Here is a 12985-nt window from a genome sequence, read left to right as displayed (position 1 = left end):
TCCTCGGCCGTGGCGGCTCATACACCGCTCGCTTCACTGGAGAGTTCGGCAAGTGTGCTGGCCAGCCACGCGATTTCGACCCCCCGCGATTCCCTGGAAATCTTGAGCATGCCCTTCCGGTATCTGTCAGGGGTATCCGCTGCGCGGACCAGCTTGCCGCCCTGGGTGAAGTAGCTGGCGGGTTGGTCGAGGAACTCCCGGCGACGTTGCAGGACCGCGGCTTGCTCCCTTACGTCCGGCACGAGACCGAGGAAGGCAAGTACCACATTGAACCGATTGCGATCCGTGATGAACTTCTCGCCCGGGTGCCGCAATTGCTCGAGCAGCTGATCTTTGCCTTGGCTCGTCAGCGACAATGTATGCCGCTGTCGTACGCTCCCCTTCGATCCCTGTTCCACATGACGCGTCACGAATCCAAGACGTTCCAGCCGATTGATCGCCGGATAGAGCGACCCGTCGCTGACCGGGCGCACGTGACCGGTGAGCTGAGCAACGCGCGTGCGCAGCTCATAGCCATGGAGCGGGGCTTCAGCGAGGAAGCCCATGATTGCCAAGTCGAGCATGGGATGGTTCCGTCCGGGAGTGTCCTGGCCAGGGTAGCCACCGTTATATCCCGGTTCGAGGTACAGCGGAACAGATAGGTCATGCGAAGCGGATCTGTCCCCTGCGAATACGGTGCTGAAGTTCAGGTAGCGCGGGGGACTCTCAGCGTCTTCGACGCAGTCCGGTAGACCGACAGTGCGCCGGAGGCGTCACCCGCTTGTTCCAGCATTTCCGCAAGCTCGAACAGTGCGTTCGCTCCCAGCCGGCCGAGTCCCATATCGATCAACTGGGTGGATGCGCTCTCGTAGGAGTCCCGGGCCTGCTTGTACTGGCCCAGATCACGAAGCGCCCGGCCAACGGTCAATGCCGTCTGCGCCCGGCTCAGCCGGTATGCCGCGGGCATGGTGGCCAGCGCGTCGACGGCCGTGCGGTGAGCCTCCTCCGACTCCCCGCTGTTCAGCAGGATGTTGGCGAACCCCGCTGTGCCGAGCGATGCGTCGACTGCGGTGCCGAATTCCTGAAGGCGTTGCACGGCCGGGCGCACATCCAACTGCAGCTGCGCCGGAAGCCGCCCACCCTGGTACGAAATGTGCGCCATAGCGGTTACCGCGACGCGATCGACGGCAACTGCACGGGTGTCCATGACCTTCGTATGGAAGGCCTCGACGAGAAGGGCGTAAGCGCTCTCCTGATCGCCATTCTCCTCCGCGGCCTCGGCGGCCTCGGAATACGCCGCCACCTGAACGTCACGGGAGAGGAACCCCGTGGCAGCCTCTTCAACGGCTCCGGAATCGATATCCGTCCGGCCGTTGTCTCCACGGCAATGATGGGCGTACTGCACACTGCTCGCCAGTTCAATGGCAGGAGGTATGCCATGAACTCCAAGAGTCCGTGCCCGCGCCAGGGACTCAACACCGAATGCCACCGCTTGGTCCAGCCTGCCAAGCTCCAGCATGCACCTCGTCAGGGACGTTGCACAGACGAGCCATTTGTGAGCCCATCCCGAAGTGTGCTGCTGTTGATGGAGCTCGAGCCACTGTCGATAGAGTTCGGCCGCCCTGTCCAACTCACCGAGATGTTCACAAGCGTGCGCCAGCCGATGCACTGCTTCCATTTGGTCCGCCGCCGAATGAACGGCGTTCCCCAACGCCGCCGCGAACAAGTCGCAAGCCGCTGAAATATCGCCGTCAGCAAACGCCAAGTCGCCTCGCAAGAGAGTTACTTGAGTGGCGTAATCAGATTCGGCGCTATCGGGTACGCGCGGCTGCGCCGAGGCTTCTTGGGCGCTGGACAGAACTTCCGGGGAGACGTCCAGCCGTGCGGCGATCCTCAATATCACCTCTGAGGTCGGCGGCCTCTTTCCATTCTCCAGCAAGCTGATGTAACCTGCGGACAACCCCGGTTCGGCCAGGTCGTTTTGAGAGAGACCCCGCTGGAGTCGAAGCGACCTCAGCTTCTGCCCAAAGTTATTAGTCGTCATGCTCCAGAGAATCTCTTCGATTCATGGCGGCCTCCTGAACGAGAAAATTCTTTCCGTTAGGCGTTCCGCTCTTCAGGTCAAGCGAGACTCGTCGAGGGTACGTTGAGGTGAAAGTGTAGCACAGCACATACCGCCAGAGTCAGGAATCGGGTAGCAATATACCTAGCGGCATTCAGCACAACTACTGCAATCCCCGATGCCGATCTGATCTTGATAGGCGATCTCGCCACCTGTAAAGGAAACGTCAGCGGCTCCCGTTCACGTTTGAGCGGGAAAGCCGGTACCGAAGCGCCGGGGCACCCGGGCCCGGCCTGCGCCCGACCGCCTGTGCCTGCACGGCATCCTGTACGTCCTCTACATCGACCTCTACATCGACATCCCCGGCAACTCCCGGTGCTGAAGCCCGGGTTCGGTTCCGAGCAGACGGGCCGGCGGCGGTCGGAGCGGTGGCAGAAGGCCGGAGTCTTCGACCGGCTCGTAATTGACGACTCGCCGGGCCCCGTCGAGCCGGGCACCCAAGGATGCACAGCGCGACGGGAATCTCCGCGGTGTTCACTCAACGCGATTCGGGTGGGATTTCAGCGACCTGTTCCAGCAAGTCCCAGTCTTCTGGGCGCGCCATCGCACGGAGTCGTTTGGTACGGCCGCGATCCATCCCTAACATGTCGCGCTCCAGACCAATGGAAGTGGACACCGATGGACCAACCGATGTGGACCGTGATGGCCCTGGCCGAATTTCTGCAGAAGCCCGTCTCAGGGGTTTACGACAATCACGAGAAGCAGGCCATTCCAAGTTTCCGCGTAGGGCAAGAACTGCGGTTCTGGCCCGGCGAGATAAGGCAGTGTCTGGAAATCAGCTGCCGTGAACAGGAACTCGTACGAACGTGAAGTATGAGGAGACGGCGCTGTGCGGAAGTCACAGTCCGCAGGTGTCTTCCGGAAGCCCGCAGCGGGAGTACGGCGAGCCGCACAGCGTGGACGGCACCGCCTCGGCGACGCTCTGCGGTCGCGGGCTGAGACGGGGAACCACGTCGACGTGGCCGGTTCCCGGCGGCAGTGCGCATCCGGTGTCCCGTACGGTCGTTGGGCCCCCCGGAAGGCACCACCCTGCGAAAGCTGAAGCTGACGGAACACGCGGCCCAGCTCGCTCCGGCCGGCGAGGCGCGTATCCGTATCGCCGCGATCGAAGCCCGCGCGGCGGCCCGATGCGGTGATCACGAGTTGGCCCTGGCCGCGGTCGACCGGATGCGGCAGGCCAGGGAGGAGACGCCGTTCCATGACGAAGTCGAATAGCTCGGTGGCCTGTTGGCCTTTCCCTCGTACATCAACGGCATAGCCGCGCTACGGTCGGAGCGATGACCACGATGTCTCTTGCACCCCAGGGGCCTCTTACCACGTGACCGGGAGCTCGTGCAGGCCGAAGATGGCCGCGTCGTTCTTCAGCGGCAGATTTTCGACGGGGCCGGCCGGCCGGAGTCCGGGTACGCGGCGGAGCAGGGTGTCGTAGACGATTTCCAGTTCCATGCGAGCGAGGCTCTGTCCGAGGCACTGGTGCGGTCCGTGTCCGAAGGCGAGGTGCTGGCGTGCGCCGCGGTCGACATCCAACTTCCCGGGGTTCTCGAAGACGTCCGGGTCGTGGTTGGCCGAGCCGCCCAGCGCGAAGACGCCTTCGCCGGCGCGGATGGTCTGACCGCCGATCTCGACGTCTTCCTTGGCCACGCGCGTGGTGATGATGTCGGTGATGGTGAAGTAGCGCAGCAGTTCCTCGACGACCTGCGGCATGCTGCCGGGGTCGCCGGTGATGCGCGCCCGCAGCTCGGGCTTCTCCATCAGGGCGAGCATGCCCAGCGAGATCATGTTTCCGGTCGTGTCGTGCCCGGCGGTCAGCAGCAGGAACGCCAGGTCGACGAGCGCGTCGTGGTCGTACACGCTGTCCTTGCGGCCCTTGGCGATCTGGCGGCTGAGCAGGTCGTCCCCCGGGACCTTCTCCTTGGTCGTCACGAGCTCGTCCAAGTAGGTCTGCAGGTCGAAGAACGCCTGCTGCCGGGTCAGCGGCGGGAGCGTCATGCTGAGCATGCGCGAGGTGCGGTCCTCGAAGAAGTCGCGGTCGGCGACGGACACGCCGAGCAGCTCGCAGATGACCAAGGACGGCACCGGGAAGGACATCGCCTTCACCAGGTCGGCCGGGTTGGGGCCGGCGAGCATCGCGTCGACGCACTCGTCGACGATCTCCTGGACGCGCGGGCGCAGGGCTTCCATCCGGCGGAAGGTGAACTCGCCGACCACGGCGCGCCGCGCCCGGGTGTGTTCGGGCGCGTCCATGCCCGCCAGGGACAGTGTGGAGTCCTTGTCGCTCCGGGCGATCTCGACCAGCATCGGGAAGTTCGGATCGGCCCGGTCGGAGCTCAGGCGCGGGTCGAGCAGCGCCGTGCGGACGTCGTCGTGGCGGGTCAGGATCCACGCCGGCTTACCGGCCGGCAGGATCACCTTCGACACGGGCCTGCTCTCGCGGAGGCCGTTGTACGCGGCGGGCAGCCGGTAGGGGCAGGTGCGAGGGAAGGGGAAGGCGGGCGGGGTGCCGCCGTCGGTCGGTTCGGTCGGTTCGGTCACTGGATGTCACTCCTCGTCGGTGGTGGGTGCGCGGTGGCGCCGGAAGTGCGCCGCGCCGTCGCCCGGCGGCCGGCCGGCGCTCCTCCGGCGCCACCACGTCGTTCGAACGTCCCCGGTCAGAGGGGCTTCTGGGCGGTCAGCAGCACGGAGCCGAATGCGTCGACGTCGATCATGGAGGCGGGGCTGAACTTCTCCTCCGTTTCGTCGTCGAAGACGGTCTGCATCTCCTGGGAGCCCTGGCTCATCTGCTCGAAGGTCTGGCGCACGCTCTGCTCGGTGATGTCGAGGAGCTCGACGAAGCGGAGGCTCGCGTCGCGCAGCATGGGCACGTAGTCCTCGGGCCGGGCCAGCGTCATGATGAAGTCGCGAAGGAGCCGGTCCACGGCCGGCTGCTTCTCGGCGGGGATGGGGCCGCGCTCGAAGAAGTCGGTGAGGACCAGGCGGCCGCCGGGGCGCAGGACGCGGCGTATCTCACCGAGGACCCGTCCGCGGTCGGGCATGTGGAAGATCGACTCGATGGCGATGGCGGCGTCGAAGGAATCGTCGGGGAAAGGCAGTTCCATGGCGTCGGCGCGCCGGAACTCCACGCGGTCGCTCAGGCCGGCGCCCTCGGCGAGGGCGGTGGCGCGGGCGATCTGGTCCTTGCTGATCGCGATGCCCGTGACGTGGGCGCCGGTGCGCCGGGCGATCCGCATGGCCGGCTGGCCGACTCCGCAGCCGACGTCGAGGACCCGCTGGCCCTGGTCGATCCGCAGGCGGTCGGTCATCTCGTCGGTGAGCCGGTCGGCCGCTTCCACGAGCGGGGTGTCGTGGTCGTCGACGTCCCAGTAGCCGAGGTGGAGGCTGCCGCCTGCCGCTTCGGTGTCCAGTGCGGTGAGTCGGTCGTAAAGGCGCCCGACCTCTTCGGGGACGGGGACGGGCGTGGACGTGGACGTGGACGTGGACGTGCTGGACATGAAAGTCCTCCGTTCTCTTTCTGGTGAATTCGAAAAGGGGCGGCGCTTGCACGGTGGGTGCATGGGCTCGGCCGGAAACGCCGACTCGCCACAGGCTGAATGCCCAGGAAAATGGGGCAGGTGGGGGAATCAATACGCAAGGCGTGAAGCGCGCCATCTGTGCGGCGCCTGCGCTTGGAGATCACCATACCGACCGGGAAGCACATGGGGAACAAGTCCTCAGGAAATTCCATGGAAACCGGAAAATCCTTGGAGTTCACCGTTTCCTTCCGCTGGGCGTGGCGTTTTCATTCGGTGATTCTCACGAGCATTTTGCCGGTGTTGGCGCCGCGCATCATGTCGATGAACGCGGCGGGCGCGTTCTCCAGTCCTCTGACGACGGTCTCCCGGTAGGAGACGCTCCCGTCTGCCAGCCAGCCGCCCATGCGGGCGGTGAACTCGTCGTCGAGGTCGGCGTGGCCCCCGACGAGGAAGCCTCGCAGGGTGATGCCCTTGGCGATGGCCTGCGTCAGGTTCCGTGGGCCGACCGGGTCGTCCTTCGCGTTGGCCTGCGAGATGCTGCCGCAGAGGGCGAACCGCGCGCCCAGCCTGGCCAGGACCAGGGCGGCGTCCAGGTGGTCGCCGCCCACGTTGTCGAAGTAGACGTCGATGCCCGACGGCGCGGCCTTCGCCAGCTGTTCGAGGACCGGCCCGGCCTTGTAGTCGAATGCCGCGTCGAAGCCCAGCTCTTCGGTCAGATAGGCGGCCTTCTCGGCGCTCCCCGCCGACCCGATCACGCGTTGCGCGCCGCAGATCCGGGCGATCTGGCCGACGAGGGAGCCCACCGCGCCCGCGGCCCCGGAGACGAACACGACGTCGCCCGGCTGGAATTCGGCTGCCTTGAGCAACCCCGTGTAGGCGGCGTGCCCCGGCATGCCGAGCACTCCGAGATACGCGCCGGGCGGCGCGAGCGCCGGGTCGACCTTGACCACGCCGGCGGCGCCCACGACGGCGTACTCCCGCCAGCCGAGGCCGTGCAGGACCAGGTCACCGACGGCGAGGCGCGGTGACTTCGAGACGACGACCTCGCCGACCGCGCCCCCGTCGAGCGCCTTGCCGAGGGCGAACGGCGGAACGTAGGACCTGGTGTTGTTCATCCGCCCGCGCATGTACGGGTCGACGCTCATCACCAGGTTGCGGATCAGCACCTGGCCGGTCCTGACGGCGGGCAGTTCCGCCCGCACGACCGAGAAGTTCCCGGCGGTCGGCCACCCCTCGGGGCGGGCCGCGAGCCGGACTTCGGTGCCCGTGGACGGAACGGTCATCACGTTCTCCTCGACTGCGGTGGGATGTCGGTCAGGCACTGGGCACACCGAGGGTGTCGCGCCAGTGACGGCATGCGGTGGCGATGTGTTCGGCGGCGCCGTCGAGCAGCATGAGGCCGATCCGCTCGACGTGGCGGTGCCGCCATGAGGCGAGTTCGGTGCCTTCGACCCACTGGTTGAAGGCACCCAGCGCCGGACCGGTCTGGACCTGGTAGTTCACTTTTCCGGAGCCGTCGCCGTTCATGGCGAGGCGCGTGGTGTGGAAGAAGTACCAGCGGAAGACCAGCGCCATCTTCTGTTTGGGCTCGGCGTCGGCCCGCTCGATGTCGGCGTCGCGCCCCTGCGACCGGAAATAGGCGCGTACTTCGTCCCAGACCTCTTCGATGCTCTTTCCGAAGTAGGTTCTTTCCAGGAAGGAGCGCGTTTTCTCCGGTATGCCGTCGAGGCCGTCGTAGTGGGAGTACAGGGAGAACAGTTTGTTGGCCCGCGTGGGGAAGAAGACGCCTTTGCGGAGCACCTGCACCTTGGCACCGAACTCGAACATGTCGCCTGCGGGGGCGTAGGCGGTGTCGGCGATGCCGATGTCCTGCAGCATGTCCTTGACCTCGGTGCTCATGCCGGATTCCACCGTGCACTGGTTGATGGATCCGGTGAGTACGTAGTCGGCGCCCAGCATGAAGGCCGCCGCGACCGCCGCGGGAGTGCCGAGGCCGCCGGCGAGGCCCATGCAGATCGGTTCGTCGTAGCCGTACCGGTCCTGCGCCTGCTGCCGGAGCTGGAGCATGGCGGGCATCATGACCGTGGCGACGCCGCCGTCCGTGTGCCCGCCGGAGTCCGCCTCGACCGTGATGTCGTGGCTCATCGGCACCGTCCGGGCGAGCTCCGCCTGTTCGTCGGTGAGGGCGTTCTCCCGGCGGAGCCGGTCCAGGACCGGCCCGGGGGCGGGTGCCATGAACTGCTCGGCGACCTCCGGCCGGGAGACCTTGGCCACGATGCGGTGGTCACACACGGTCCGGCCGTCGGCGCCGCGGCCAAGTCCCCGTGCCCGGTAGAGGACGAGCGCGGGGGTCATCTGCATGAAGGCTGACGCCTCGATGACGGGGACGCTGTGGCGCATCAGCAGGTCGACCAGCGCGCGCTCGGCCGCGGGGTCGTCATGGTCGGCCAGTACGTTGACGCCGTAGGGCTGCCCGTCGGCCAGGCCGTGCTGGACCTCCTTCACCTCCTGCTCGATCTCCGGGAGCGGCAGGCCGCCGGTTCCCAGGAAGCCGAGCATGCGGTTTTGGCCGAGCCTGACGACCATCTCGGCCGAGGCGATGCCCCGGTACATGCCGCCCACGGCGTAGGCGTGACGCACGCCCATGCGCCGGCGGAACAAGGGGCTGCCGAGCGCGGCGGCCGGTGTGCCGGGCAACGCGGCCGGAGTGTCGAGCCGGGCAGCCGGTACATCGGGCCGGGCGACCGGCCGCGGGGCCGAGCGGATCTGGTCGATCAGCCTGCCCAGCACGCGGCCTCCGAGTTCGACGAAGTCGGTGACGCCCTGGTCGAGGAGGTGGTGCACGCTCTCGGTCCAGCGCACGGGCCGCGCGATCTGGTCGACGAGCGTGCGCGCGGTCCGGCCGGGGACGTACGGGCGCGCCGTGGCGTTGGCAATCACGGGCGTGGCCGGATCCCCGAGGGCGAACCCGTCTGCGAAGAGGGCAAAGTCCTGCTGAGCCTGCCGCATCAGGGGCGAGTGGAAGGCGCCGGACACGTTCAGTCTCACGCAGCGGACGCCGCGCGCATCGAGGTATGCCACCAGCGCGTCGACGGTCGCGGTGTCGCCGGACACGACCTTCTGCTGCGGTGCGTTGTCGTTGGCGACGGTCAGGTCCGAGAAGCCGCCTTCGTCGAGGAGTTCGCGCAGCCGTGCCGCGTCGAGCCCGACCACGGCCGCCATGCCGCCGCCCCGTGCCTGCGCCATCAGTGCGCCGCGCCGCTGGACGAGGCGCAGACCGGTCGCGAAGTCGAAGGCGCCGGCGGCGTGCAGGGCGCAGTACTCCCCCAGGCTGTGCCCGGCGAGGAAGGCCGGCTCGTCGCCGGTGCTCTCGCGCCACTGCCGGTGGCCGAGGGCTCCGACCACGAACAGCGCGGGCTGGGTGTACTCGGTGCGGCCCAGTTGCCGGTGCGGATCGTCCAGGCACAGCGTGCGCAGGGAGTAGCCGAGGACCTCGGAGGCTTCGTCGGCGAGTTCGGGATACGCGTCGAACAACTCGCCTCCCATGCCGCGTCGCTGAGCGCCCTGGCCGGGAAAGACCACTGCCTTCATGTCAGCGGCCTCCCTGCGCGGAGGTGGCCGGGGCGGCGGCGTCCTCGGCGGCGTAGAGCCGGTCGCACAGGCGCATCAGCTTGTCGAGCGACTGCGGGGCCGTCATGACCTCGGCATGCATCGAGGTGTCGACGTCGATGGTGAAGAAGTCGTCGATCTGGTCGGCCCACTCCTGCCAGTACGCGATGCCGTCCACGGTGGGCAGGTCGGGGTTCGGGAAGAGCACCATGTGCTCCTCGAAGGCGCCGAAGAACTTGCCGCCCCGGTTGCGCAGGTAGTAGCACCGCAGTCCGTCGCGCCGCGGTAGCGGGTCCACCGTGTACGTCTCGCCCTGCGTGGCTTCGAAGTAGCGGGACAGCTGCCGGACGCGGGAGCGCAGCTGCGTCCCGGTCTTGCTGACGCCGCGGGCGAGGGCGGCGTCGATCAGGGAGTCGAGGAACGCCGTGGAGTCCAGGGTGGTGTCGACCTCGTCGCGGCGCAGGATCGGGCTGGCGCCGCCGTGCGAGTCGAAGCGGTTGTTGCCGAGGATCAGGTTGACGGCGCGGAAGTCGCTCACCTTGGTGACCACGTCGGCGTCGAAGTTCCCGCCGACGATGAGGGCGTTGGCCTTGTTGGTGGATTCGGCGTCCAGCGTGTCCAGCATGACCAGCGTGCGCACGTCGGCGCCCTGCAACTGGAGCTGCCGCACGGTCTCGTACGCGAACAGGCCGCCCAGGGAGAACCCGCCGATGTCGTACGGGCCTTCCGGCTGTACGGCGAGGATGAGGGACGCGTAGTGCTCGGCCATGGCGTACTGACCGGTGAGGATGTCGGTGGAGTCGATCCAGCCCTTCGGCTGGATGCCGTAGAAGGGGCGCGGGCAGCGCGCGGCCAGCGAGGCGTAGGACTCCACGCCGCCGTTGCCGTGGTGGACCCAGAACACGGGCCGGCCGGAGGTGACGCCGTTCATGCGGACCAGTTCGGGGAAGTCGTTCGGCGATGCGGGCCCGGCGCGCCGTGCCGGGGCCTTTGCCGGTGCGGCGGCTGCCGGGGCCTCCTTTGGCGGAGCCACCGGAGCGCGTTCCGGTGCGGCCGTGCCGGTGTCCCCGGAGGCCGTGCCGGTGATCGCGTCGACGACCTCCTGCAGGGTTTCGCAGCCGGCGATGACGTCGAGGGTGAGGGATGCGTCGATGTGCGTCTGCGCCTGGGCGAGGAACTGCATCATGAAGATGGAGTCGAAGCCGTAGTCGCCCAAGGACTTGTCCCATCGCAGGGTCTCCACCTCGACCTCCAGCAGCGTCGCCATGAGGTCCGCGACGGCACTTCCCACGACCTGTGGCTCGGCCGGCTCGGCGACCGGTGCGGTGACCGGCGTCGTCGCGGCGACCGGCGCAGGTTCGGCAGGGGCCTCCGGCTCGGGGTGCGCCGGCAGGAAGCGCTCCCGCATCCGGGCGTGGTCGCCGTCGAGGGCGATGGCGCCGGTCAGGCCGGTCGCCCAGATGCGGTCCAGGGCATCGACGCCCACAGATGCGCGCATCGGCCGCATGCCCACGGACTCCAGGAGGTGGACGGTCGACGGGTCGGCGCCCATACCGCCCTTCTCCCACAGCGGCCAGTTCACCATCAGGGTGCGGCCCGACCGGCTGCCCTGGTCCACCAGGGAAGCGCGGTGGGCGGCGTATCCGTCCATGAAGGCATTGGCGGCGGCGTAGTCGGCCTGCCCGACGTTGCCGAAGGCGGCCATGGAGGAGAAACCGATGAAGCAGTCGAGCGGGACGGAGGCGGTCGCCTCGTCGAGGTGGCACAGCCCGGCCACCTTGGCCGCGAACACCTCGCGCAGGTCGTCCGCGGACTTCCTGGCCACGAAGCCGTCGCGCAGCACTCCGGCGGCGTGGACGATGCCGTGCAGCGCGCCGTACTCGGCCTGGACGTCACGTACGGCCCGGGTCACGTCGGCGCGGTCGGCGACGTCGAGCACGCGGTAGTCGGCACGGGCGCCCAGGGCGCGCAGGGTGGTGAGCAGTTCCTGCTGTGCCGGGCCTACCGGGCTGCGGCCGCACAGGACCAGGGCGGGCCTCTCGACGCGCCGGGCGACGTCCTCCGCGAACAGGGCGCCGAGTCCTCCGGCGCCGCCGGTCAGCAGGTAGACGCCGCCGTCGCGCCAGGGCAGTACGGGGGCGGCCGGGGCGACTTCGTGCCACTGGGACACCTGCCGGCGTCCTCCGCGGTAGCGCACGGCCTCTTCGGCCGTGTCGCCGCCGTCGCGCCGCAGCCGTCCGGCCAGCTCGGCCGGGGCCAGGGCGCCCTCACCGTCCAGCACGATCCACTGCGTCAGCAGCTTGGGGTGCTCCATGCGCGCCGTGCGGAGCATCCCGCTCAGCCCGCCCAGCCAGGGCGCGTGCGCGGGGGTGACGACCTGGATCAGGCGCGGCGGCCGGGCGGCCTCCTGCGCCGAGTCGCGCAGCAGCTGCAGCAACCGCTCGGCGTACTCGGTGTAGCGGGTGCCGGTCTCGCCGCGGGCCTGCCAGGTTTCACAAGTGGCGCCGCCCAGCGCTTCGCCGAGCGCGGTGGCGTCCACCTCTGGGAGTTCGCACAGGACGACGTGCCGCTTGACGTCGTCGCCGTGGTGCTCCGGTGCCGCGCTCTCGCGCCAGTCCGCCCGGATGAGCAGTGCGGGCGTGGTGGCCGGCTCGGCGGCGCGGGGCGCCGGGCTCGGCTTCGTGCGTGTGCTGAAGCCCAGCAGGCGCACGCAGACGTTGCCCTGCGTGTCACACAAGTCGATGTCCAGGCGGCGTACGCCGGTGTCGGGGCGGTCGTCCGCGGCACGGCTCACCAGCGCCCAGCCCTCGGCCGGGGTGGGGGCCAGGACCTGTACCTCGCGCACGGTGAACGGGAGCGCCGTCCCCTCCGGGGCGTCGCCGTGCTCGCCGAGCGCCAGTCCCAGGCTCGCCTGCAGTGCGGCGTCGAGCATGCCCGGGTTGAGCGGCAGCGAGGATGCCGCCGCCTCGGGGAGGAGCAGGCGCGCAAGGGCGCTGTCCGCACCGTGGTACAGCTCCTGCACGGCCCGGAACGCGGGGCCGTATCCCATGCCCATGCGGGCGAACAGCGCGTAGCACTCGGCGCCGTCACGCCGGAACGGGAGGTTCGCGCGCAGTGCGTCGATGTCGTGGGTGTCGTCGGAGGCGAGGAGTGCGGGGTCGGTGTGTGCGGTGCCCTGCGCGTGCAGGACGCGGTCGCCGTCGCCGTGGGCGTACACCTCGAACGCCCCGCCGGTCGCGTCCACTTCGACGGCGAGGGTGCACGGCGCCGTCACCTCCAGGGGACGCAGCCAGGTCACGTCGCGCAGGCGCACGCCCGTGGCGGTGGCTTTTGGCGTGGCCCGGACGAGCGCGTCGCGCACGAACTCGAGGTAGGCGGCGCCGGGCAGAACGGGCCGGTCCCCCACACGGTGGTCGCGCACGTAGAACTCGTGCCCGCTCAGGTCGTGGCGGTAGGGCGAGGGTGGTGCGCTCGGCACCGCGGCCACCGGTGCCGGGGGCTGTGGTGTTCTCTTCGCGTCGGCGGTGCCCTTCGCTTCGACGGTGCTCTTCGCTTCGACGGTGCTCTTCGCGTCGGCGGTGCTCTTCGCGTCGGCGATCCAGTAGCGCTGCAACCGGAACGGGTAGACGGGCAGCGGGATGCGCCGCATCGGCCGGTCGGCGTACAGGCGCCGCCAGTTCACGTCGAAGCCGGTGACCCAGAGCTTGAGCAGGCGTCCGAGCTTGCCCTTGGCTATCCAGCTGTCGATGGCGAGGGCGATGTCGTC

The 12985-nt window shown here is 68.7% G+C and carries 9 protein-coding genes (1 of these 9 running past the window's edge); 2 read left to right on the top strand and 7 right to left on the bottom strand.

What is annotated here, in order from left to right; genetic code table 11:
* Window positions 1-17 precede the first annotated feature (17 nt).
* Both ACZ4S3_RS35705 and ACZ4S3_RS35700 read right to left on the bottom strand, forming a co-directional pair.
* Window positions 18-563: a PadR family transcriptional regulator gene (locus tag ACZ4S3_RS35705; RefSeq protein WP_467942193.1), complete on the bottom strand. Its 546-nt coding sequence runs from the start codon at window positions 561-563 to the stop codon at window positions 18-20.
* A 122-nt stretch (window positions 564-685) separates the two neighbouring features.
* Entirely contained in the window at window positions 686-2023 is a 1338-nt protein-coding gene (locus ACZ4S3_RS35700) for a helix-turn-helix domain-containing protein (RefSeq protein WP_467942191.1), read from the bottom strand.
* Window positions 2024-2719: 696 nt separating this feature from the next.
* Between ACZ4S3_RS35700 and ACZ4S3_RS35695 the strand changes: the two genes are divergently transcribed.
* Entirely contained in the window at window positions 2720-2911 is a 192-nt protein-coding gene (locus ACZ4S3_RS35695; RefSeq protein ID WP_467942188.1) for a hypothetical protein, read from the top strand.
* A gap of 195 nt (window positions 2912-3106) precedes the next feature.
* Window positions 3107-3316, top strand: a complete 210-nt coding sequence (locus ACZ4S3_RS35690) for a hypothetical protein (RefSeq protein ID WP_467942185.1) — start codon at window positions 3107-3109, stop codon at window positions 3314-3316.
* Between the two features lie 96 nt (window positions 3317-3412).
* On the opposite strand, the gene ACZ4S3_RS35685 is transcribed toward ACZ4S3_RS35690, so the two are convergent.
* The 5 genes from ACZ4S3_RS35685 to ACZ4S3_RS35665 all read right to left on the bottom strand — a co-directional run.
* Window positions 3413-4633 (bottom strand): cytochrome P450, encoded by a 1221-nt coding sequence (locus tag ACZ4S3_RS35685; RefSeq protein WP_467942181.1) that lies wholly within the window; start codon window positions 4631-4633, stop codon window positions 3413-3415.
* Between the two features lie 116 nt (window positions 4634-4749).
* The gene (locus ACZ4S3_RS35680; RefSeq protein WP_467942177.1) at window positions 4750-5589 is read right to left on the bottom strand and encodes an SAM-dependent methyltransferase; all 840 of its coding nucleotides are present in this window, start codon (window positions 5587-5589) and stop codon (window positions 4750-4752) included.
* Window positions 5590-5876: 287 nt separating this feature from the next.
* Entirely contained in the window at window positions 5877-6893 is a 1017-nt protein-coding gene (locus ACZ4S3_RS35675) for an NADP-dependent oxidoreductase (RefSeq protein ID WP_467942174.1), read from the bottom strand.
* A 31-nt stretch (window positions 6894-6924) separates the two neighbouring features.
* Window positions 6925-9201, bottom strand: a complete 2277-nt coding sequence (gene fabD / locus ACZ4S3_RS35670) for an ACP S-malonyltransferase (RefSeq protein ID WP_467942170.1) — start codon at window positions 9199-9201, stop codon at window positions 6925-6927.
* A gap of 1 nt (window position 9202) precedes the next feature.
* Window positions 9203-12985 carry the 3' portion of an SDR family NAD(P)-dependent oxidoreductase gene (locus ACZ4S3_RS35665; protein WP_467942168.1) on the bottom strand. It continues 2199 nt past the right edge of the window, so the window shows 3783 of its 5982 coding nt (coding positions 2200-5982); the start codon falls outside the window, past its right edge; its stop codon occupies window positions 9203-9205.

The organism is Streptomyces sp. NPDC028368 (assembly GCF_055565615.1).
Note: the sequence above shows the minus strand (reverse complement) of the source record. Positions and strands in the feature narration are given on the sequence as shown.